The organism is Streptomyces sp. NPDC089424, from assembly GCF_044749345.1.
Taxonomy (GTDB): domain Bacteria; phylum Actinomycetota; class Actinomycetes; order Streptomycetales; family Streptomycetaceae; genus Streptomyces.
In genome coordinates this window covers 1,505,644-1,526,931 of record NZ_JBIVHU010000001.1, presented here as the reverse complement: position 1 = coordinate 1,526,931, position 21,288 = coordinate 1,505,644, and the positions used below count along the sequence as shown (strand labels likewise).

At 68.5% G+C, this 21,288-nt stretch carries 25 protein-coding genes and 1 pseudogene; 14 read left to right on the top strand and 12 right to left on the bottom strand.

Features of this window, described 5'->3' with window-relative positions; translation table 11 throughout:
• The first annotated feature begins 167 nt into the window (after positions 1 to 167).
• From ACIP2X_RS06750 to ACIP2X_RS06715, 8 genes and pseudogenes are all read left to right on the top strand, one after another.
• On the top strand, positions 168 to 1,298 hold the full coding sequence (locus tag ACIP2X_RS06750) for a maleylacetate reductase (protein ID WP_401668379.1): 1,131 nt from the start codon (positions 168 to 170) through the stop codon (positions 1,296 to 1,298).
• Entirely contained in the window at positions 1,291 to 2,157 is an 867-nt protein-coding gene (locus ACIP2X_RS06745) for a dioxygenase (RefSeq protein ID WP_401668377.1), read from the top strand. The genes ACIP2X_RS06750 and ACIP2X_RS06745 overlap by 8 nt, the downstream gene beginning before the upstream one ends.
• A 219-nt stretch (positions 2,158 to 2,376) precedes the next feature.
• Positions 2,377 to 2,874, top strand: a complete 498-nt coding sequence (locus tag ACIP2X_RS06740) for a flavin reductase family protein (protein ID WP_401668374.1) — start codon at positions 2,377 to 2,379, stop codon at positions 2,872 to 2,874.
• A gap of 244 nt (positions 2,875 to 3,118) precedes the next feature.
• On the top strand, positions 3,119 to 3,613 hold the full coding sequence (locus tag ACIP2X_RS06735; RefSeq protein WP_401668372.1) for a pyridoxamine 5'-phosphate oxidase family protein: 495 nt from the start codon (positions 3,119 to 3,121) through the stop codon (positions 3,611 to 3,613).
• 213 nt (positions 3,614 to 3,826) lie between these two features.
• Positions 3,827 to 4,090: a hypothetical protein gene (locus ACIP2X_RS06730; RefSeq protein WP_401668369.1), complete on the top strand. Its 264-nt coding sequence runs from the start codon at positions 3,827 to 3,829 to the stop codon at positions 4,088 to 4,090.
• A gap of 176 nt (positions 4,091 to 4,266) precedes the next feature.
• On the top strand, positions 4,267 to 4,650 hold the full coding sequence (gene gcvH, locus ACIP2X_RS06725) for a glycine cleavage system protein GcvH (protein WP_401668366.1): 384 nt from the start codon (positions 4,267 to 4,269) through the stop codon (positions 4,648 to 4,650).
• 197 nt (positions 4,651 to 4,847) lie between these two features.
• Positions 4,848 to 5,423, top strand: a complete 576-nt coding sequence (locus tag ACIP2X_RS06720) for a dihydrofolate reductase family protein (protein WP_401668363.1) — start codon at positions 4,848 to 4,850, stop codon at positions 5,421 to 5,423.
• Positions 5,424 to 5,516: 93 nt separating this feature from the next.
• Positions 5,517 to 5,930 (top strand): annotated as a pseudogene (locus ACIP2X_RS06715) (ankyrin repeat domain-containing protein); the annotation flags it as partial.
• A gap of 80 nt (positions 5,931 to 6,010) precedes the next feature.
• On the opposite strand, the gene ACIP2X_RS06710 reads toward ACIP2X_RS06715, so the two are convergent.
• Positions 6,011 to 6,535, bottom strand: a complete 525-nt coding sequence (locus ACIP2X_RS06710) for a GNAT family N-acetyltransferase (protein WP_401668360.1) — start codon at positions 6,533 to 6,535, stop codon at positions 6,011 to 6,013.
• 211 nt (positions 6,536 to 6,746) lie between these two features.
• On the bottom strand, positions 6,747 to 7,325 hold the full coding sequence (locus ACIP2X_RS06705; protein ID WP_401668357.1) for a TetR/AcrR family transcriptional regulator: 579 nt from the start codon (positions 7,323 to 7,325) through the stop codon (positions 6,747 to 6,749).
• A 71-nt stretch (positions 7,326 to 7,396) separates the two neighbouring features.
• Here ACIP2X_RS06705 and ACIP2X_RS06700 point away from each other — a divergent pair, with 71 nt between their 5' ends.
• Together ACIP2X_RS06700 and ACIP2X_RS06695 are read left to right on the top strand one after the other, a co-directional pair.
• Positions 7,397 to 7,987, top strand: a complete 591-nt coding sequence (locus tag ACIP2X_RS06700; protein WP_401668355.1) for a dihydrofolate reductase family protein — start codon at positions 7,397 to 7,399, stop codon at positions 7,985 to 7,987.
• Positions 7,988 to 8,225: 238 nt separating this feature from the next.
• Positions 8,226 to 8,810, top strand: coding sequence for a DUF7010 family protein (locus ACIP2X_RS06695; RefSeq protein ID WP_401668353.1), 585 nt, complete (start codon positions 8,226 to 8,228; stop codon positions 8,808 to 8,810).
• A gap of 434 nt (positions 8,811 to 9,244) precedes the next feature.
• On the opposite strand, the gene ACIP2X_RS06690 is transcribed toward ACIP2X_RS06695, so the two are convergent.
• On the bottom strand, positions 9,245 to 9,700 hold the full coding sequence (locus ACIP2X_RS06690; RefSeq protein WP_401668351.1) for a VOC family protein: 456 nt from the start codon (positions 9,698 to 9,700) through the stop codon (positions 9,245 to 9,247).
• Between the two features lie 435 nt (positions 9,701 to 10,135).
• On the opposite strand from ACIP2X_RS06690, the gene ACIP2X_RS06685 reads away from it, so the two are divergent.
• Positions 10,136 to 11,287: a PP2C family protein-serine/threonine phosphatase gene (locus ACIP2X_RS06685; RefSeq protein ID WP_401668349.1), complete on the top strand. Its 1,152-nt coding sequence runs from the start codon at positions 10,136 to 10,138 to the stop codon at positions 11,285 to 11,287.
• Positions 11,288 to 11,431: 144 nt separating this feature from the next.
• On the opposite strand, the gene ACIP2X_RS06680 is transcribed toward ACIP2X_RS06685, so the two are convergent.
• Entirely contained in the window at positions 11,432 to 13,249 is a 1,818-nt protein-coding gene (locus ACIP2X_RS06680; RefSeq protein WP_401668346.1) for a trypsin-like serine protease, read from the bottom strand.
• A gap of 294 nt (positions 13,250 to 13,543) precedes the next feature.
• On the opposite strand from ACIP2X_RS06680, the gene ACIP2X_RS06675 reads away from it, so the two are divergent.
• The 3 genes from ACIP2X_RS06675 (at position 13,544) to ACIP2X_RS06665 (ending at position 15,251) form a co-directional block, all read left to right on the top strand.
• On the top strand, positions 13,544 to 14,044 hold the full coding sequence (locus tag ACIP2X_RS06675) for an alpha/beta fold hydrolase (protein ID WP_401668344.1): 501 nt from the start codon (positions 13,544 to 13,546) through the stop codon (positions 14,042 to 14,044).
• 100 nt (positions 14,045 to 14,144) lie between these two features.
• A complete protein-coding gene (locus tag ACIP2X_RS06670; protein WP_401668342.1) occupies positions 14,145 to 14,621 on the top strand; it encodes a DUF6924 domain-containing protein in 477 nt (158 codons plus the stop codon).
• Between the two features lie 222 nt (positions 14,622 to 14,843).
• Positions 14,844 to 15,251, top strand: coding sequence for a DUF6193 family natural product biosynthesis protein (locus ACIP2X_RS06665; RefSeq protein ID WP_401668339.1), 408 nt, complete (start codon positions 14,844 to 14,846; stop codon positions 15,249 to 15,251).
• Between the two features lie 33 nt (positions 15,252 to 15,284).
• On the opposite strand, the gene ACIP2X_RS06660 is transcribed toward ACIP2X_RS06665, so the two are convergent.
• The 8 genes from ACIP2X_RS06660 to ACIP2X_RS06625 all read right to left on the bottom strand — a co-directional run bounded on the left by ACIP2X_RS06660 (position 15,285) and on the right by ACIP2X_RS06625 (position 21,243).
• Complete coding sequence (locus ACIP2X_RS06660) at positions 15,285 to 15,950, bottom strand: nitroreductase (RefSeq protein WP_401668336.1); 666 nt, start codon at positions 15,948 to 15,950, stop codon at positions 15,285 to 15,287.
• Positions 15,898 to 16,761 carry a hypothetical protein gene (locus ACIP2X_RS06655; protein ID WP_401668334.1) on the bottom strand — a complete coding sequence of 288 codons (864 nt, stop codon included), beginning with the start codon at positions 16,759 to 16,761 and terminating at the stop codon, positions 15,898 to 15,900. The genes ACIP2X_RS06660 and ACIP2X_RS06655 overlap by 53 nt, the downstream gene beginning before the upstream one ends.
• Positions 16,762 to 16,830: 69 nt before the next feature.
• Positions 16,831 to 17,136 carry a hypothetical protein gene (locus ACIP2X_RS06650; RefSeq protein ID WP_401668332.1) on the bottom strand — a complete coding sequence of 102 codons (306 nt, stop codon included), beginning with the start codon at positions 17,134 to 17,136 and terminating at the stop codon, positions 16,831 to 16,833.
• A 355-nt stretch (positions 17,137 to 17,491) separates the two neighbouring features.
• Positions 17,492 to 17,809 (bottom strand): hypothetical protein, encoded by a 318-nt coding sequence (locus tag ACIP2X_RS06645; RefSeq protein WP_401668329.1) that lies wholly within the window; start codon positions 17,807 to 17,809, stop codon positions 17,492 to 17,494.
• Between the two features lie 136 nt (positions 17,810 to 17,945).
• Positions 17,946 to 18,815, bottom strand: coding sequence for a GyrI-like domain-containing protein (locus tag ACIP2X_RS06640; protein ID WP_401668327.1), 870 nt, complete (start codon positions 18,813 to 18,815; stop codon positions 17,946 to 17,948).
• A 133-nt stretch (positions 18,816 to 18,948) separates the two neighbouring features.
• Entirely contained in the window at positions 18,949 to 20,112 is a 1,164-nt protein-coding gene (locus ACIP2X_RS06635) for a hypothetical protein (protein WP_401668324.1), read from the bottom strand.
• A 263-nt stretch (positions 20,113 to 20,375) separates the two neighbouring features.
• Positions 20,376 to 20,543: a hypothetical protein gene (locus ACIP2X_RS06630; RefSeq protein ID WP_401668322.1), complete on the bottom strand. Its 168-nt coding sequence runs from the start codon at positions 20,541 to 20,543 to the stop codon at positions 20,376 to 20,378.
• A 130-nt stretch (positions 20,544 to 20,673) separates the two neighbouring features.
• The gene (locus tag ACIP2X_RS06625) at positions 20,674 to 21,243 is read right to left on the bottom strand and encodes a TetR/AcrR family transcriptional regulator (RefSeq protein WP_401668319.1); all 570 of its coding nucleotides are present in this window, start codon (positions 21,241 to 21,243) and stop codon (positions 20,674 to 20,676) included.
• Between the last annotated feature and the right edge of the window lie 45 nt (positions 21,244 to 21,288).

Below are 21,288 nucleotides of genomic sequence, written 5' to 3'. Positions count from 1 at the left end.
CCCGATGTGCTCGGCCCGCGCGATCCGCGGGCCGAGCACATCGGCCGCGTGCCTCACCCGCCGCATCGACGCGTGGGCCCTGGGTCAGGTCGCCGCCGGCCGGTCGCCGCGTCGTCGATCCGCTCATCACGGTCGGCAGGGTGGTGAGCACAGAGGGAGGAATTCGGATGAGGAAGTTCGTTCATCGGGGACAGCACACCAAGGTGGTGTTCGGCAGGGGCACCCGCAGCCGCATCCCCGACGAGGTCGACCGCATGGGCCGCGAGCGCATGGTCGTGCTGTCCACCCCTGACCAGGCCGGACCGGCTGCCGAGATCGGTGATCTCCTGGGCGCGGCGGCGGTCGGGCACTTCGCCGAGGCGGCCATGCACACACCGGTCGAGGTCACGCAGAAGGCGGTGGCGTACGTCCGGTCGGTAAGGGCGGACGGCGTGCTCAGCGTCGGAGGAGGGTCGACGATCGGTCTCGGCAAGGCCATCGCGGCCAGGACCGGGCTTCCGCAACTCGCGGTGCCCACGACCTACGCGGGATCGGAGATGACTCCGATCCTGGGAGAGACCGAAGGCAGCCGCAAGACCACGCGACGACTGCCCGCGATCCTCCCCCGGACCGTTGTGTACGACGTCGACCTGACCCTGACGCTGCCTCCGTCCACGGCCGCGGTCAGCGGCGTCAATGCCCTGGCGCACGCGGTGGAAGCGCTCTACGGACAGGACTACGACCCCATCGTCCACCTCATGGCGGGTGAGGCGGTCGACGCCCTGATCCGTTCCCTGCCGGCGGTGACGACGCGCCCGGACGACGTGGAGGCACGCGCCGGGGCACTGTACGGCGCCTGGCTGGCAGGCACCTGCCTCGGGTCGGTCGGGATGGCGCTGCACCACAAGGTGTGTCATGTGCTGGGTGGCACCTTCGGCCTGCCGCACGCCGAGACGCACGCGGCGGTGCTTCCCCATGTTCTCGCCTTCAACGCGGCGGCCGCGCCCGATGCCGTCGGGCGCGTCGCACGCACCCTTCCCGGCTCCGAGGGCGGTACGGCGGCCGCACTCTTCGACTTCGTCGGGGAACTCGGCGCACCACGCGCCTTGCGGGACCTGGGCATGCCGGAGGCGGGGATCGATCGGGCAGCCGACCTGATCGTCCAGAACGACTACGGGAATCCGCGCCCCGTGGACCGTTCGTCGGCGAGGGCACTGCTGTCCCGCGCATGGGCCGGCGAACGCCCCGCCGCCGTCCGACCGTCACCTGGGCACTTGCCACCACGACACGTTCCTCACAAGGGAGCCCTAGATGCGTGACCTCACCAGTGAATCCATCACCGACACGGTGATCGCCACCTTGGACGGCGCCAAGGACCGCCGTACCGCCGAGCTTCTCGAGGCGCTCGTCCGCCACACCCATGCCTACGTCCGAGAAGTAGGACCGACCGAGGAGGAGTGGGCCACCGGAATCGACTTCCTCACCCGCACCGGTCACCTGTGCACCCCGACACGGCAGGAGTTCATCCTGCTCTCCGATGTCCTGGGCGTCACCATGCTGGTGGACGCGGTGAACCACCAGCGCGAGTCGTCGGCCACCGAGAACAGCGTCCTCGGCCCCTTCTTCCGCGAGGACCGGCCGGAGCACTCCCACTCCGCCGACATCTCCGCGGGCCTCGCGGGCACCCCGCTCTTCTTCGAGGGCCTGGTGACCGACCACGAGGGCGAGCCGGTCGTCGGTGCGCCTGTCGACGTGTGGCACAGCGACACCGACGGCCACTACGACGTCGACGTCCCCGGCCTGCAAGGGACCGCGATGCGCGCCCTGCTGCGCAGTGACGGCCAGGGTGGTTTCGCCTTCCGTTCCATTCGTCCGGCGAGCTACCCGATCCCGGGGGACGGCACGGTGGGCGAGCTCATGCGGGCCGCGGACCGGTCCTTGATGCGCCCCGCGCACGTCCACGTGGTCATCGACATGCCCGGCTTCCAGCGGATGACGACAACGCTGTTTCCGTCGGACGATCCGTACCTGGAGCAGGACCCGGTATTCGGCGTCAAGAACTCGCTCGTGGTCGATTTCGCCTCCCACGAAGCCGGTACCGGTCCGTACGGGAACCGCACGGACCAGTCCTACACCTTGCTGCGGCACACCTTCGTCCTCGCCCCCGACCAGGACTGAGCCCTCGGGGCCGGGCGTACAGCCCTGTCCCTCAAGAGAGATCAGGACCTGGCGGGCCGGCTGCGCCATCAGACCGGCCACCGCCACCGGGACCGGGACCCGCACATGAAATGCCCGCTTCGCCGCATGAATGGCCTCAGTTTCGCCGTCATTGACGGGCACTGGAGCACGCTGCAACTCACCCACGGGGCTCAGTTCGATCTGCCGGGAGGTCTACCGATGTCCGAGAGCCTTGAGATGCACGAAACCCTTGACATGAAGCACGCCTTCCGGGCCACGATGAGCCGACTCGCCACGGGGGTCAGCATCATCACCACCCGGTCGGGAGGCGCCCCGATAGGCATGACGGCGAGTGCCGTCACGTCCCTGTCGATGGACCCCCTGCAGCTCATCGTCTGTATCAGCAACCACCTCTTCACCCGTAGCGCGATCGCCGAGCACGGACGGTTCGCCGTCAACATCCTCGGGGAGGACGGTCAGGGTCTCGCCACCCACTTCGCGACCTCCAAGATGGACAAGTTCGCGGGCGTGAGCGTCAGCGAGGAACACGGTGTTCCGGTACTCAAGGACGCCATCGCCTCCGTCGTCTGCGACGTCTCGGCGGAACTCCCCGGCGGCGACCACACCATCTTCGTCGGCGACGCCCGACACTTCGAGCACCGGGTGGAAGCCCGGCCGCTGGTGTACTTCGCGGGCACGTTCGGAGCGATGACCTGAGCGTGCCCTGAGTCGACAGCAGGCCGAAGAACACGGCCGGCGCCACCGTCCCAGGGCAGCAGTGGACGGGACCATCGGCTCGGCGTCGGCCTGGGCCGCATACCCAGGCCTTCTGCTGTCACCGCCGGCCGCACACCCAGCTGTTGGACGGACGGAGAGGAGAAGCTGAGGGGGTCATCGGTCGCTGGGAGTAGGTCCTACGCCTCAGGCGCGCTTCGCGCCTGCTTGGTTAGGTTCGGTCCTCATGGAGACCACAGGAATGGTTCGGCGCGATACGGCGCAGCGTACGCGCGACGTCTTGGAGCGGCTCGTTGCCGAGCGGGATGTATGGGTGTCCACGGGTCACCCGGATCACGGGCCGCACCAGGTGCCGTTGTGGTTCATGTGGGACGGGCGAGCGGTGTGGATGTGCACCGGCGCCACATCCGTGACAGCGCGGAACGTCCATATCGAGCCGCGCGTGCGCCTGGCCCAACCGGACAGCAACGACGTGGTGCTCCTTCAGGGGCAGGCGGAGTGCTACCCGGACCAGGAGGTACCCCGAGACGCAGCGGAGGCGTTCGCCGACAAGTTCGGGTGGGATCCACGCAAGGAGGAGGGGTCCTTTCTGTATGTACGCGTGGTCCCGACCACTGTGCGCGCTTGGCGGGGCGAGCCGGAGCTACGAGGGAGAGTCATCATGCGCGACGGAATGTGGCTCGAACAGGGCCGTCCTTCTCCGGAAGCGCCTCTCTCCTGACTAGGATCATGCCAATTCTGGCTGGTCAGGCCGGCAATAGGGGTGGATGCAGTGCCAAGCGGTGCGGATACGGTGCTTCCCGGAGCGGACGGCGAATGGGGGCGGTGGCGTATGGGGAGCCGACGCCTGCATGGATGTCTCGGCATCTTGGTGGGGCTGGCTCTCGCAGTGCTTGCCGCCCTGCTTCTGGGCAGGTCGTTGAATGAGTGCGACGTGGGAGTGAACAATGCGGCCAACGGCGGCTTCCTCCTCTTCCTCTTCATCCCGGGTCTGTGGGCGCTCCTGGTGCTGGTCTGGGTCGCGGTGGGTGTGCTCACCGGCAGCCGGCCCCTTCTCCATGCCTTCGCCCTCGTGGTGACACTCCTCGCCGTCGTCTGGTGCGTCATCACGGTCTTCTGGGACGGCGCCACCACTCCTTCATGCCCCAGCGGTGTGCCCCCGTGGTGGCCGCGCTTCATCCCGGCCCCGGGATTCTGATGCCAGCCAACGGTCGAACTGGCATAGGCAGCTCTGGCCCGGGCGGGCGTCACCCACACTGCTGACTGTGGAGGGCGAAATACACGTCATTGCCCCGAGGTGCAGGAGGCTGTCCCTGCCGGCCGCCGACAGGGGCGACCGGCCCTGCTGCACCCCCCACGGCTGATGGAGCTGACATGTCCCACGTGCCCGCCGAACTCAAGTACAGCGAAGACCACGAGTGGATCCGCACCGAGCCCGACGGGACCGTCACCGTCGGCATCACCGACCACGCCCAGAAGACCCTCGGTGACATCGTCTTCTTCGACCTGCCCTCTGTCGGCAAGGCGGTCGAGGCGGGCGACGCGATCGGCGTGGTCGAGTCGGTCAAGGCGGCATCCGATCTGTTCAGCCCCGTCAACGGAGAGATCACCGCGATCAACGACGAGGTGATCGACAGCCCCGACGAAGTCAACTCCGACCCGTACGGCATGTGGCTCTACAAGATCAAGACCGCCAAGGGCTCCTCCCACCCCCTGCTCGACGCCAAGGCCTACCAGAAGCTCATCGACGGGGACTGACACCCCCTGCAGAGCCGCCCCTGTGGTCCACCGGGCGGACACCGGAAAGCGATACCGGCCCGTGGGATGTCCCCGGGCCGGTGTCCAACGCCCCGAAGACGCGCAGCGGCGCCCCGGCCGGCCGGGCGGCGATGAGTTTCCCTCTCCCCACCAGTCATCACCGATACCTGGAGATCTCCTGCTGAAGGGAAGGGCTCATGCAAAGCCTCATGGTGGACTTCATCATCTCGCTCGACGGCTACGCGGCTGCGGACGGCTGGCCCGGGTTCTGGGGAATGGAAGGGCCGGAATACCTCGGCTGGCTCGACGACGGCTCCGAAAAGGAGCACATCAGCCTGATGGGTGCCACGACCTACCGCCTCATGTCGCGGTTCGCGGCCGACATGCCCGACGAGACCGGGCTCGCCGAACTGACCGCGATGCCCAAGGTGGTGTTCTCCTCGACTCTGCGGCAGCCGCTGTCCTGGGCGAACACAGAACTCGTCACCGGCGACGCCGTCGAGGCGGTGCGGGACATGAAGCAGCACGCGTCACGGCCCCTGCGCACCATCGGCAGCCTCAGCCTGAGCCGCTCCCTCCTGAAAGCCGGCCTGGTCGACCGCTTTCGACTGGTCGTCTTTCCCGTCATCACCGGCGCCACCGGCAAGGGACGCATCTTCGACGAATACCCGGACATCAGCCTGGAACTGGTGGAGAGCCGCACGTTCGACGGCCGTCTGCAACTCCTGGACTACATCCCCACCATCCTCGAAGGCCCGCCCAGCACCCGCTGACATCCGCACTGCGCCCTCCGCCGTACCTCGGCCCGACCGACCGCCACCTCGGCCCCTCACAGACACCACCGCGGGTGGCTAGCCTGAGCGATCGTGAACAGGAGACGGCAGAAGAAGTTGTCCAAGCGTCTCGTCGCGGCGGCGACGTTCGGCGACAGCACCCGGATCAACGCCTTGCTGCGAGCCGGCGCCTGCGCGGAGGCCGGCGACACCGAGGGCACCACGCCGCTCTATGCGGCATCCGTCACCGGAGCCGCCGAAAACGTCCTGTGCCTGCTGGCAGCCGGGGCATTGCCCGACATTGAGAGCGGCCGCGGCGCGGAAGGCACGCCGCTCTGCGCGGCCGCATGCTGGGGTCATACCGAGACGGTGCGCGCCCTCCTCGCCCACGGCGCCGACCCCAATCTCCGCGAAGATCACGGCACGGGCCGTTCCCCGCTCGAATGGGCGATGACCGGGCCCTACCCCGAGACGATCTCCCTGCTTCTCGCCGCAGGCGCCCAACCGCAACACATGACCGCTGTCCTGGCTCCCCCCACCGCAAGGCTGTCAGCCGACGCCGGGGAAACCGGACGACGAAACCCGGGCTACCGGGCCGACGGCCTCGTCACGGATTGACCGGCATGGTCATCGGCAGCGGCGGAAACGCCGCGCAACCACGTGTAGTTGACCGGCTGGGCGGCATTCCAGTCATCGGCCAGTCCGGGATCTACCGGCTCGAACCCGGCACCCAGGTAGCACCTGAGCGCCCTGTCGTTGCCGGGATGCACGCGCATGAAGACATCGTCGAATCCGGCCTCGACAGCACGGGCGAGCAGACGTCGGACGAGTTCCCGCCCCAGTCCCTGACCCCGGATGTCGGGATCCACGACGAGCCGTGCAAGCTCGACCTCGTTCTCCTCGGCGTCGAACCACAACTCGCCGTAGGCGAGGAGCTTCTCGCCGTCGACGAGCACATGGGCCTGCACGTCGTCGTCCTGCCACCACCCTGAGATCGTCTGTTCAGCCACAGGGAACTCGCTCCGGCCGCACCACATGACGGCCTCCGCCGAAGATGTCGGCCAGGCAGCGACAGGCGCGGCATCAGCAGGGGCAGCGGGACGAAGTTCCATCACACATCACTCAATCCATCCTCGGCAGTGATCCGAGTCGATACCGGCACCAGCGGAGCCGACCCCGGCACGACAGGAGCCGACGGTACGCGGAACACCTCCGGCGCTCCACCGCCTTGCCTACTGTGCGATCCGTCCAGTCGGCCCGTCCGACCTCCGATGCACCAAGCCGCATCAGCCAGGTCAGCAACCGGTTCACGTGCGGAGTCGCCTACTGCGCCGCCACGATGCGCTCGACCGCTGCCGTCACCAGCTGTTCTCGCTCGCCCTCCGAGAACACGTCCGGCAGAGTGAGTTGCTCGACGATCAGCCAGTTGAGAGTCAGTATGAGCAGCTTGACGGCCATGGCATCCCCGGGAAGGCCGGATGCCTCGTGGTAGGCGACGTTGGCGTCGACGTCGGCCCGTACCCGTTCCGTGAGAATCCTCCGCAGTTCGGGGCGACGGGTGGCCTCAAGGCGCAGCTCCAGCAGTGCGAGGTAGCCGGTGCGGAACGAGGAGACGCGGTCGACGAGTTCCCGCATCAACTCCACGTACGTCTCCCGGTCACGGCGGGCCGACTGATGGCGGGCGATCGTGGCCTCGTCGGGCTGGAGCCGTTCATAGACACGGGCACCGGCCTGGGTGAACAGGTCGTCCCGGCTGGAGAAGTAGTTCGACGCCGTGCCAGCCGGTACAGCGGCTTGGTTGTCGACCGCACGGAAGGTCAGTCCGCGTGCCCCGTGGGCGGCCAGCACCTCGATCGCCGCGTCGACGAGTGCGGCGCGCCGCTGCTCGTTCCGTCTCACCATTGACACCACTCCATCTGTAGTACTAACTTCAAACCACTACAACAAGAGTACTACAGACGGAGTTATCAAAGATGCGAAAGCTCGTGTACTACATCGCCGTCACACTCGACGGCCGCATCGCCGGCCCCGGCGGCGAGTACGACTTCTTCCCGACCGGCGACGAACAGCAGACCGCCGCCTACAGCGCTTGGACCAACACCCTGTACCCCGAGACCGTCCCCACGGCGTACCGCGCTGCCGTCGGCCTCGACGACACGCCCAACCGGCACTTCGACACGGTCCTCATGGGCCTCGGCGCCTACCGACCCGCTCTCGACGCCGGGATCACAAGCCCCTACACGCATCTACGCCAGTACGTCGTCTCCAGCACGCTCAAAGCCGACATCGACCCGGCAGTCACCGTCGTCCCGGACGATCCGCTCGCCCTCGTCCACGAACTCAAGCAGGAGGACGACAAGTTGAACGTCTGGCTCTGCGGGGGCGGCAAGCTCGCGGGCACCCTGCTCCCCGAGATCGACGAACTCGTGATCAAGAGCTACCCGGTGGTCGCCGGCGCCGGGATCCCAGCCTTCGACGGTGCCTTCGATCCCACAGCGTTCGGTGTCGCCGAGCGCACCGCCTTCCCCAACGGCGTGACCCTCACCCGCCTCACCCGCCGCTGACCTGCCGACTCGCCGGCGAGGGCTGCTTCCGCCCTTCGCCGTGATCGCCCGGCCTCCGTGCCCGCCTCGCAGCAGCCCAGGGTCGAGCCGGCAAACGTGGGTGGCGCCCGACCGGGCCCGTGAGTTCGGGACGCGATCAGGAACGTCGTAATCGGCTGAAGAATGTCCCATGGCAGGGCGGGAGTTGGGCAAAAAAAAGACGACGATGAAGACCTCCCGGCCGGGGTAGTCTCCGCGCGTGACATCTACGCCCCCCACCCCGTCCGCCACGGACGCCGAGTGCCTCGCCCTCACCCGCAATCTGCGGCGCCGGGGCACGCTCGTGCTCTCGCTGTTCGCGCTCGTCTGGGCAGTGGCGGCGGCCTCCGGGACCGGTTCGGCGACGGACGTCGCGCCGATCGGCATCGAGGTGGCGGCTCTGCTGCTCACGGCCGTGGCGATCTACCTGGGCTACCGCAAGGACTCGGCTCCCTCGCCCCGAATGGTGAACCTGCCGGCGAACTGGGCGCGCGGCGTGGGCGTCGTCAACACCATCGAGCTGGTGGCCATCTTCGCCGTCATCGCCGCTTCCAACGCCTCTGGTCACCCCGAGGCCATCCCGGCGGGCATCGCCCTCGTCGTGGGGCTGCACTTCTTCCCGCTGGCCCGCTTGTACGACCAGTGGCAGTACAAGTGGACGGCGGCGCTGCTGACCGTGCTCGCGGCCGTCGGCTTCGTCCTCGTCGCGGCGGGCCTGGCGAGCGAGAGCGTGCGGTTCGTGGTGGGGCTGGGCAGCGCGGTGGTGCTGTGGGCCTCGGCGTACCACGTGGCGATGCGCGGCTGACCTCTCCTGCCGAGCCCGCGCGGTCGACTGCCTCGTCCAAGCGCCCGTAGGAGCGTTCTGGCCGGGCGGCGCACGGGCCCAGTTGGCCACTGCGGGTCAGGGTCGCGCTGATCCAAGAGTCGGCACGTCGCCCAGGCCGCCGCGTACAACTACGTCGAGGAGCTGGAGAAGAAGGACCGCAGCTGACGATTTGGTGCGCGGTAGGCGTTGAGGCGTCGAGTTCTCGATCCTTCGGGCCTGTCTGCCGGTGTGATCGCCGAACCGGTGGCTGAGGTGATGCGGCACGGAACCGGGATCCGAGTAGTCAGGCGCCCCGCGCGCCGGCCCGCCGCAGCCACGGCAGCGACACCGTGCAAGCCGTCGTCACCCTGCTGTCCCACCAGCAGACCACCGACCTGGTCCCGGCGCCAACAATGTGCGACGCGCCCGACTCGTCAGACAACGTCGAACTCGTTGCCTTCCGGGTCCTGCATCAGAGCGGCGTAATGGCCCATGTCCGGCTCATCTGCAATCCGCAGCACGCTGGCGCCCGCCGCGACCAGCCTCTCCACCATGGTGGTGACCCTCTGCGTGCGGACCGCCAACGGCACATCGCGCCCGCCACCGACCTTCAGATCGAGGTGTATGCGGTTCTTCACGGCCTTGGGCTCCGGCACCTGCTGGAACCACACGCGAGGCCCTCGTCCCGCGGGATCCACGATCGACTCCGGGACGTCGCCCGCCCCATCGGGCAACTCCTCCTCCGGCACCCCCATGGCTGCCCAGTACTCCCGCCACGTGGCATGCCCGCTCGGTGCAGGTTCGGGTACGTATCCCAGAGCCTCACTCCAGAACACCACCATCCTCTGCGGATCAGCACAGTCGATCGTCAGTTGCAGCGTCATCTCCATAGCCAGAGCGTGACAGACACCTCTGACAATCCCGCCTCCAGCGGGAACACCTGGCCGCGGGCGGCAGGGCTTCCCAGAAGTCTCCTGGGTCGCGCCACCTTCCAGCTCCCGAAGACTCCATATCATCGGGCACTCCGGCTTCGGCCCCGTCACGACCGCATCCTGCTGCCATCGCCCGCGATCGCGAAGCACGGGAGCCGCCGGCCGCACACACAGCGTGTCGGCCAGCTCACCCATCTCACCAGAAACCGAATATAAGATTGGACAACCAATGAAAGTGGGACGGAACGTACACTCAAAAGGTGTCTCAAGCACTTCCGAAACCCTGCAGAACCGCGTCGGGATACGCGCGGCGGTTCTCGTAAGGTGAAGCGCCCGGCTACTGGTCCGCCCCGCCCCCGCGGCCCAGCGCCGCGTCGGGGTCCGGGGACGAGCGTGTGGGATTCGTGGCAGTCGTTCACCGTCCACGGCCGAGGCCCGCTCGTCGTCGCCCTCAGCATGCTCACCGTGATTCTCGTCGCCGGCTTCCTGCTGCCGAAGTCGCAGCACCTCGGCTCACTGATGGTCGTCGTGCCGGCCACGACCGCCGCTCTCGCCGGCAGCCGGATCACGGCTCTGTCCGGCGTCCTGTCCTGTCTCGGGGCGCTCGCGCTCGACATCTACGACAACCTGCTCAACACCTCGATCTTCGCCGTCCACCTGCTGGCGATCGCGCTCGTGTCGGCGTTCGTGATCACCTTTGGCCGGTACAAAGAACGGAACATTCGCGAGCTGACCGAGGTCCGCGCGGTGTCCGAGACGGTCCAGCGCATCCTGCTCAGGCCCCTGCCCCCACGCGTCGGCGACCTGCGCATCGCGGCCGTCTACCACGCGTCGCACCCGCACGCGCTGGTCGGCGGCGACCTCTACGCGGCGGCGCGCACCGACGAGGCCCTGCGGGTCGTCATCGGGGACGTGAAGGGGAAGGGCCTCCCCGCCGTGGACGACGCGGCCGCGTTGCTCGCCGCGTTTCGCGGGGCGCCCCACAAGGGGCTCGCCCTCCCGGAACTCGTGGCCCACCTGGAGGTGGCGATGCGGGCCCACTTCGAGGATGCGGAGCGCAGGGAGGGGGACGTGTCGGAGCGGTTCGTGACCCTGCTCGTTCTGGAGATCCCCGACACGTCAGCGGACGTTCGCATGATCAACTGCGGCCATCCGCCTCTGTACCTGGTCTCACGGACCGGCGCTCGCGCGGTGTCGCCCGGCGTCCCCACGCCGCCGATCGGCCTCAACAGCGTCCACGCCGAGGACTACGCCGTCGACACCTTCCTGCTGGACCAGCAGAGCACCATCCTCCTCTACACCGACGGGGCGATAGAGGCCCGGGACAGCGCCGGCCGCTTCTACGACCTCCAGGGCAGGGTCGTCTCCTGGCGTCACGCCGGGCCCGGCGACCTCATCCGGCACGTCCTGGACGGCCTCGCCGAGCACGTCGGCGGCGAGATGCGCCTCGACGACGACATCGCGCTCGTGGCCGTCTCGTACAGCCCGGACGGCGACAAGGCAGGTCTGCGCCAACCGGCCGTGCGGGCGCAGCTACGCGGTTAGGTGGTAGATCCGCCGGAGCGGCGGAGGCATCGACAGCAGGGCTGTCGGGACAGGGGCGAACGACGCGCGGCGCTCACCCGGGGAGTCGGGTGAGCGCCGTGCGTAGCGGTGGCGGGTGGGACTTCTCCCCGCCGCCCCGCGGGGTCAGGTGAGGATGTCGTAGGCCTTGAAGTAGGTCCCGACCGAGACGCGCGCGGAGAAGAAGGTACCCGTGGCGTTCCCGGTGCCCCGGTAGAGGTAGAGGGTGCCGCCGGGCGTGCGGGCCAGGAGGTCGGCGCGGCCGTCGCCGCTGACGTCGCCGACCGTGGCGACCGCGTTGTACGTCGAGCTGCTCCAGGTCGTCACCTTGATCCTGCTGGCGAACGCCCCGGTGCCCGCCTTGCCCGTGCCCTTGTACAGGTAGACGTAGCCGTTGCTCGCGTTGCGGGCGACGAGGTCGGTCCGGCCGTCGCCCGTGAAGTCGCCGTGACCGCGGATCCAGTTGTACTGGTTCCAGCCGGTGCCGACCTTCACGCGCGTGGCGAAGGTGCCGTTGCCCTTGCCGGGGTAGATCCACAGCACGCCGGCCGAGTCGACCGAGAGCAGGTCGGGCAGGTAGTCGCCGGTGACGTCGCCCGGGATGGCCATCCGTGTGCGGGTCTTCCAGTTGTCGGCGATCCGCTGCGTGATCCAGGTGTTGCGGGACACGACGTAGTGCGCCCAGAAGACGTCGCCGTCGCTGCTGCGGCGGTAGACCATGTCCTGGTAGCCGTCCCGGTCGAGGTCGGTCTGCACGACCTGGTTCACCCCGGCCCAGTCGCCCCAGTTCTCACCGGCGACGAACGAGGTGCCGCGGGAGTACCGGGAGTACCCGATGTCCGTGGAGCCGCTGCGCAGCCACAGGTCGCCCCGGTGGTCGCCGTCGAAGTTGGTGTCGTCGAGACGCGGGTAGGCGGCTCCGACGTACGAGGTCACCTTGGTGAAGACGCTGTACGCACCGGCGGCGACGCAGTCCTCCACCCCCCAGGAGACGATGCCGACGATCCGGTTGTTGACGACCAGCGGGCCGCCGGAGTCGCCGTTGCAGGCGGTCGTGGTGCCGTCGTCGCTGCCGGTGGCGGGCGTGCCCGCGCAGACCATGTGGCCCTTGATGAAGGAGGAGCCGTAGGCGGTGGCGCAGGTGGTGTCCGACTGGACGGGCAGGGTGGCCGTCTTCAGCGTCTCGGAGATGTTGTCGTGGGTGGAGCTGGTCCGGCCCCAGCCGTACACCTTCGCGCTGGTCCCGGCGGTGTAGGAGGTGGTGTCTCCGGCCGTCGTCATGCGGATCGGTGTCGCCTTGATCGCGTACGGCAGGGTGAGGACCGCGAGGTCGGCGTCGAGGGTCGACGCGCGGTACGACGAGTGGTGCCACTGCCGCCAGACGCCCGTGATGGCACCGCCGTGCAGGTCGGTGATGTAACCCTGGTCGTCGACGGCCGGCAGCTGCGCGGTGCCGGTGATCACCGAGCCGTGCTGGTGCCAGTCGTAACCGGCGACGCAGTGCGCGGCCGTGATGATCTTGGTCGGCGCGACCACCGCTCCGCCGCAGAAGAAGCCGACGTCGTCGGCGGTGTCGGCCGTCCCCTTGTCGTCGCCGTACCAGAGCTGGGCCATCCACGGCGCAGCGGTGATGGTCGTGGTGGTGCCGCCGATGATCTTGGGGTCGATGCCCTGTGCGGTCGTGCCGGCACCGAACGACGACTTGGTCAGCGCCTGCCCGGCCTTGTCGTCCCCGGCGATCGCGGTGGTCAGCCGCTGCTCGAGCTCAGCGGCGGAAGGCGCGCTGATGGCGGGATTGACAGAAGGCTGCGGCAGGGGCGTCGCCGCCTCGGCGGAGGTGGTCAGCAGCGCGGCGGCGACAGCGACGGCGACACCTGCCGCGGATACGGGCAGGGCTATGCGTATCCGGCGTCTGTGCCGACCGCCGGACGTGGTGGTGAACAACTAGGTCCCCCCAAGGGTGCACGAAGTGAAGAGAGCGTGTTGATACGCCCCTTCCTCTCAGCGCCGGAACGCCGATCTTCGTCACTCACCGGGACGGGTCTGGGTGCCGCCGGCCTCGGCCATCCGGCCCGAGCGATGCCGCCGGAGTCGCCCCACCTTCTGGCCTCGCAACCACGCGGCGTCGTGACCTCCCCCATCGAGCGTCTCGTCCAGCAGCTCGACGGTTCGGCCGACACGTTCTACGACGCGCGCTGACCGCATCCGGATCGGCTCGGAAGCCAGCCCGGAGTCGAGGTGGAGGCGCTGCGCGCCGACCCCTCCCCCATCGCGTCACTGACCGTGCCGGAGACCGTCGCCCACCTGGAGAAGGTGATCACCGAGCTGCCGGAGAAGCCGATCCTCATCGGCCACTCCTTCGGCGGGGTACTTACCCAGCTCCTGCTCGACCGGGGCCACGCCGCAGCGGGAGTGGTGATCGACTCGGCGCCGCCGCAGGGCATCCGGGTCAACCCGCCCTCCCAACTGCGGTCCCTCTTCCCCATCTTCACCAACCCGGCCAGCGGCACCGGGGGGGGCGGGCTTCACCCCGGAGCAGTTCCACTACGCCTTCACCAACACCCTGCCCGAGGCCGAAGCGCGGGCGGTCTACGACCGGTACGCCATCGCGGCGCCGGGCAGACCCCGACCGGGCCCCACTGGTGTCCCCTGGGAGGAGGTCGCCTACCACGCGCTGGACTGGGCGTCGCGTCACGCCAAGCCCTGAGTGAAGCCGCGCGTGGGGCACCTGGTTCCTGACCGGAACCGCGTGCGGAACGCCGGGTCCCGTGGGGCGTGACAGACGGACCATGAGACAGTCACAGCACGGCTCACCGATCGTCACCGAGAAGAAGGACCCATGGGAACGTTGCCCGTTGTCACTGGCCATGATGAGTTCGATACCTTGGTCGTCAGGACCGACTACCGCGACGACCAGGCGTGGCAGGACGTGGTGGCGGCGCTGATGAAGCCCTGGGGAGACGGGCAGTACGAAGCGCACGTCCACCTCGTCAACGACCCGGCCTGGGCGGAGGCTACCGTCGACGAGGTGCTGACGGCGGTCCGCGCTGACGAGAACCTGTCCATCGTCTTCCTTGCCGACCGGGCAAGCATGCAGGCCGAACACCACCCGCTGCTGGCGGTCACCACGCTGACGCGGGAGGAGTGCGTCGACGAGGAGGACTACGAGCAACTGACCGAGTTCGGCAGCGAGTTCCGCGCCATCCCCGCAGCGGTCCACGAGATCTACGCGAACCTGAGTATCGGCAACCTGGGCTTCGAGGAGTACGCGGCTTGGGCCCAGGATGATGCCGAAGGGATCTTCCGCCACTCCTGAGGGGGAAGCGGGGAAGGCGCCGTACCCGACGCTGCTCTGCGGCGAAAACTCCCCGCGCCGCCTCCTGGGCGGCGCCCGGTCCGGCGAAGCTTGCGGAGAGTGTGCCCGCTGACCCGCCGGCCGTTCACCCTGGGACCGGCCAGTCGCGGCCGAGGGTATGGGCGGAGTGCGTAAATCCCAGTCCTGATCGGTGAGTTAACGTGGGCCCCGCACAATAGCGGTATGACGAACATCGTCGACGCAGCCTGGCAGCGCATCCTGACCACTTACGGCGAACCGTCCCGGACGGCGGAGTCACCACTTCTGAAACCGTTTGCCAAGCTCGTGCGGATAGCGCATGCCGAACCGCTGCTTCGCCAGCTCTCCCCATGGACCGGTATGTGGGAGCTGCACTTCAGCAGGTGCACGGAGATGGATTACACCTGGGACATCCCGTACATCGGCACCGTGAGAGACGGCCGGTACTACGTCGAAGGACCGCATCGGAACAGCCCTCGGATCGCCGAGACGGACAGTGCGCAGGCCGCAGTGGCGATGGTCGTCGATCGCCTACCGCCACATTGCGGCCCCGCCTTCATCGGCCATGCGGGAGAACTGGCCGCCTACGAGAAGGCAAGAGACAGCAGGTAGGGCGGGCACACCCGCTCGGCGGAAGGGCCCTGGTCACACTCCGACGAAGCTCACTGTTTCCGTGAGGTCCGCCCGCCCGGTGCGTACTCGCGGTCCGTCTTCTGCCTCGAACCCCACGGAGACGCCGCAGAACATCACGAGCTCCGGTCCTGCACCGACTATCTGGCTGACAGTCTTGCGGTACATGGTCCACATCACCTGAGGACAGCTGTGCAGCCCCTCTGCCCTCAGAAGGAGCATGACCGTCTGCAGATACATTCCCGCATCGCCCCACTGTCCTGGGCCCATCTCCCGGTCGAGATAGCAGAACAGCACGACCGGCGCCCCGAACGCCCCCGAGTTCAGGGCAGCTGTCTTCATGGGCCTGGCGGGGTCGTCGCGTTCGATCCCCAGCGCCTTGTATCGCTGGGCGGCCGCGGCGTGGAAGCGGTCCAGGTACGGCGAGGCCAGTTCCGCCGGGTACATCGGATACTCCCGCTCGTCACCCGGGTCACCGGCCAGCGCCCTGGCCGTCGCACGCCTCTTCAGCTCAGCCAGGGACCCTCCTCCCACGACGTACACGCGCCACGGCTGGAGGTTGCCGCTCGACGGCGCCCGCGCGGCCGCGGCCAGCACCCGTTCGAGCACCTCCCTGGACACCGGCTCATCACTGAACGCCCGCACCGCTCGGCGACTCTCCACGGCCTCGTACACGTCCACGTCTTCGCGTCCTCTCAGCCGGCAGGCCCCCCACCGTATTCGTCGGTCGCGCCTCCCACGGCAGGCGGGCTTGAACCGCGTCCTCCCAGGCGTGCGGACAACGGTGGTGGTTCCTGTGTCCCGCGGTGAGTACGTGGCGTAGTTCCGCAAGGTGCTGGGTGTTCGTCGGAAGGTCCAACTGATCGAGGAGGGGCAGCGCGGCTGCCGGTTCCAGGTCGCCGTACACGTCGTGGAAGCTCGTCAGGAGTCCCTTGAAAACGGCTCCATGCAGGGAGGGAAGCCGCATGGCAGTGCGGTACACCGGCTCCTTCACGGGCCAGCGCACCGGGCCCGAGCACTCCAGAACCCTCCGGGCTCGGCGGAGCCGGGCCTTCGAACGATCGGCCACCACTCTGTCGATGTCGTTACCGAGCACTTCGGCAAAGGCTGTCGCAGAGGTGACGTGGTCCTGGAACCAGTCCACCCACAGCGAGTAGGAGACGGCCTCGACGTCTCCGTCCGCCTCCAGCCGTCGGCGGTGGCCGTCCCACAACAGTTCGGCAGGCAGGGGACCCGCGGCACTCTCGTGTGCGAACCGGATCTCGCAGGTGACCCAGTAGTCGTCCAGGAGGTCGAGCAGCTCGAAGGCCAGCCGTAGCTGGTCAGCTGCATCGAGGTTCTCGGCGAACACATCGCCGGCCCAGGACTGCGCCACTTCGTTGGCTGTCAGGAGCGCGTCCGGCTCGTCTTGGCTCACCCACCCGTCGCGCACCTGGTTGACGCCCCGATCAGCCAGCCATCGTCGGGCCATCTCCAACGCTTCCTCCTCCATCCAGGCAGTATGGGAGCGGCCTGCGAGTCGCGATGGGGGCCAGTATCGCTGCAACCTGGCCGGCGCCGCTCAGCGGTAGTCGTCGGGATGGTCCTGCATCCAGGCGTTGATCCGGTCGCGGACGCCGATCAGTTCCGTGCGGTGGGTTTCCAGGTTCTCCGTGGAGGTGTCGCCGTCGAGTGTCGTGCGGAGGTCCGCGATCCATGCGAGGGGCTCGGGGAAGTGGCCCGGTCCCTTGGCGTCCGCCTTCATCGCCGCGTCGAGGCCCATCAGTTCCTCGTGGACCCGGCCCAGGAAGTACCCGCAATCTCCCGCCCCTGGGGTGCAGGTGTCGTTGAGGGTGGCCTGGAGGCCGGCGAAGGCGTCGCGGACCAACTCCGGTCCCGGCGACGCGGCGAAGTCCGAGTCGGGTGCTGCCTCTTGTGCCTCGGCTGTTGGCCGGCTTCCGTAGGTGTCGAGGCCGCGGAGGAAGAAGAAAGGGATGTGTCCGGGCTTTCCGCGTCCCCGGATCGGGGTTCCGCGGCTGCGGAACAGGCCAGCAGGCAGGTCGCGAGCAGCGCAGTGCCGAACGTCGTTCCCCAGGCGGACGGAAGTTGCACAGGGTCGTCCCCTTGTAGTGATCACGGCGGACTTTACTGCACGGGCCCGTAGCCGAATCGGCGGCAGGCAAGCCGGGGTTCCGCGGTGCTCCTCGCACCTCAGGCGGGCCGCCGGGCCGAGGCCGTACGCGTCACTTCCTGCGGACGGACGCGAGTGCCAGCACCATGCTCGCGAGTAGCACGAAAACTACGAGCGAGGCGAAGAACAGAGCCTCGATCCACCCAGCGTTCGCGCCCGTCAGCGTGCCGTCCGCGGACACGCATGCCACCTCCGGGGGGAAGCTCTGGCGGCGCAGGTCACCGCAGGCGTTCGGCAGGTCGTCGTTCACGACGTACGCGTTCACCCAGCAGAGCGCCCAGCTGAGGAGGAAGACGCACAGGGACGCCAGAGATACGCCCCACAACGCGGTCGGGCGGACTGCCTCTGTGTTCGTCGCTGGTGGCGTCATGGCCGCGAGCGTAGCGGTCGGCCTGCCCGCGTTGCGGCCGTGGAGTGCGCGCTTCTGCCCGGACCGGCAGACTTCGGCGCTCAGTCACGCCCTCGCAAAGCAGGGACGTGACTGAGCGTTCGTCACTCGTGATGCGTCACGCCGGTTCGACCGGCAGCCACAGCTCACAGGTCGCGGTGCTGAAGTCTTCCGCACGCTCAAGGGTGGCTACGAGCGAGGGGCCCGGTCGCAGCCGCCACGGGTTGGAGGGGAACCAGTCGGTCGCGGTCGCCGCCCAGGTCGTCTGCAGGGCCTGCGGATGCGGTCCGCTCGTACGGAAGACCGCCCAGGTGCCCTCCGTTACCTCGATGGCGTCTAGACCGTCCGGGGCGGGCGTGTCCCGGCCCACCGCGACTCCGTGCAGGTAGGTCAGTTCGCTGCCCTCCGTGCCGTCGGGATCTACCCCGTCGCTGACCTGCAGCAGGCCTCCGGGTTCGGTGTCGCTGAGGGCCTTGAGCCGCAGGTGCTCCTCCTGCGGAATGGCGGCGATGTGCTGCTGGATGTGCGGGTTGACGCCCTGATGGATGAGCGGGACGCGCGTGGCGTGTCCGATCAGCCGGAAGGCGGGTCGATTGACGAGCCGGGTGTCCATGGGGGTGCTCCCTTCGACGGTCAGGCGGAACCTGAGCTGCGGTTGTGTGCGCAAGGGGCCTCCATGGCGGCGTACGTCTCCGGGGCCGGCACCGTGGACCGCCCGGAACGCACGTCCGAACGCCTCGGTCGAGCCGTATCCGTGCCGGACCGCGATGCTCAGCAGATCCGTCTCGCCGCGGACGACGTCGGCGGCGGCAACGGTCATGCGCCGCCGACGCACGTATTCCGACAGCGGCATGCCGGCCAACGACGAGAACATCCGGCGCAGGTGGTACTCGGTCGTGCCGAGCCCCGCCGCCAGCCCCTGGACGTCAGGCTCCTCCGCGAGGTGCTCCTCGACGAGATCGACGAGCTGGTTCAGTCCCGAGATCATGAGGCCTCCTTCCGACTCCAAGCCTGGCAGCGGGCGCCCTGGCCGTACCCGACCGCTGCGAACCGATCCGATCATGCACCGGCGCCGGCAGCAGGGGCTGTCGGGCGCTCCGCAGCGCCCGGAGGGGGCGAGGTCAGATCAGCACGCCGGTCAGTGGGTCGTACCGCAGCACCTTCGCGTAGCTCTCGCGGGGATCCTGCAGGCCCAGGACCCGCACGGTCGTCACACCGATGCGCTGGTGGTCGTCGGTCGTCACACGCAGCCAGGGCTTTGCGTCGCGCAGGACGGTGACCTGCTCGATCAGGGAGCCGTCGCGGCCCGCCGCGATCGCGTAGGCCGGGCCCTCGGGCGGCGCGATGTCGATGCCGCCGTCCTCTCGGATGGTCATGGTGGCGACGAGATCGCCACGGCCGTCGTTGGCGTCGCCGTTGAAGTCGTAGATGCGCGCGGGGTCGCCCACGTAGTGCTTCAGGCGGCCGAGACCGGTGACGTCCATGCCGTTGTAGAAATTCCGGGCATCGCTGTCGAGCCAGAAGTGGGTGTTGTGGGTCGGGGCGTTGAAGTCCGCTCCGGAGTTGTACGAGATGTGCCAGTGCGGTGGGTTGTCCGCGTGCAGGGTGTTGTTGGTCTCGAAGCCCGCGACGAACCAGCGGTGGCCCTTGGCCGCGGCCGTCGCCTTGAGACCGGAAGCGACCAGGATGGTGTGGGCGGCGACGAGCTGGTGGGTCTGGGACCTGACCTCGTTCGCCGGCCAGGGCACGTCCCGCCAGGGCCCGGCGACCCGGTCCGGGTCGTTGTGGTCGATCTTGTAGTACATGCCTGCCGAGATGTCGGGGTGGCTCCAGATCTGGAGCGTGGGCTCATTGGCCCCGATCGTCGGCCGGCTGACGGGGAGCGTGAAGGTGATCCGGTAGGGATCGGCGGGGTCACGCTTCACCGCGAGTCTGGTCTCCATGTGGACGACGGCCTTCACGAAGACTCCGGGCCAGCGGACGGAGACCTCGATGCCGGCGGCGTTCTTCGGGCCCGTGACGAAGCTGTAGAACTCGGCCCGGCTCGCCACCTGGTACTTCTCGCCCGGCAGGGCGGTGTACCCGGCGGGCAGGGTGATCTCGGGATACCCCGGCTCTCCCGCTCGCGCCCGGACGACGCGGAATGCCGCGTAAGCGGTCTCCGCCGCAGAGGCGGACTCCTCCGCGGAGGCGGACTCCCCCGCCTGGGCGGGGTGGGGCAGTGTCAGGGCGAGACCGGCGGCGGACGCGCCCGTGACCAGCGTGCGACGACTCAACAGGGACATAGGGAGGCGAGCCTTTCTCGGTGGGGCGAGCAACGGCGGCTGACACGAGTGATCGTGCTGGCACAGCGCAGCGGCGGGCCGTCCTGGGCGTGAAGGAGAGCGGAAGAGCGGGCAGCGGAGACACGCCGGGGCGGGGCGAGTTGTAGGTGTGTCGGCTCTCGCCTGACCCGGACCGCATCCGGATGCGCCCCCGCTGACTACTGCTGCCAAGTCACCCGAGTGGTGGCGTCAGCCCGGTAGCCCACCCCGCGACCTCCAGGGCGTCAGCGCCCCCCTCCCCGTGCCAGTGTCGTCGCGATCGCCGCCGTCATGCCCGCCTGCACCACCATGATCACGACAAAGTAGATCCGGACGCCGTTGGACAAGTCCACCGTGGCCAGGACGACGGCGAGCGCGACCAGCACGCCCGCACCCAACAGGGCCAGCGCCATTCCGAGAGGTCTTCTGCCGTTCATACCAGTTCTTCCTCGATCAGTAGGCACCAGGACAGGCAACGTAATTCCTGTGGAGGGACGTGCTTCCGCCGTATGCCGGTTGCGGTGATCGTCCTTCACTTGAGAGCTACTTATGGTCCGACCGCAGCAGTCCGTTGATGACCACGTCCAGGTAGGGCGTCACGGTCCGCCCGGTTGCCGGGTCTTTCGGCAGGGCGCCGACCAGTGTCAGTACCTGCACGGCCGAGATGTCGGTGCGGACGGCGCCTTCCTCCTGCGCGCGGGCGAAGAGCTTGGCGAAGTTGCGTTTCATCGGTCGGCACAAGGGCTCTACAGGGGAGGTGCTGTCCGCCAGCCCGCCACCCACCTGAGCACTCATCCCCGGATAGTCGGTCGCGCTCCGGTCGTACAACCGCAGCCATTCCACCAGCGATGAAGCCGTGTCGGGCGCGTCGAGCAGCGTACGCGCCCTGAGATCGAGTTCCTCGACCCGCTCGCGCATGAGCGCGACGAACAGGTGCTCACGGGTGGGGAAGTGCCGGTACAGCGTCCCGCGTCCGACTCCGGCCTGCTGACAGATGGCTTGCAGGGGGGCGTCGGTACCCAGGCGCGTGAACACGTCCTCGGCGGCGATCAGCAGCGCTTCGCGGTTGTGCCGCGCGTCGGAGCGCGTAGGCGGCGGTTCGGCTTCGGCCATGGCGCCAGCATAAACCCAAACGGACACTGTGTCCGGAAGCACAGA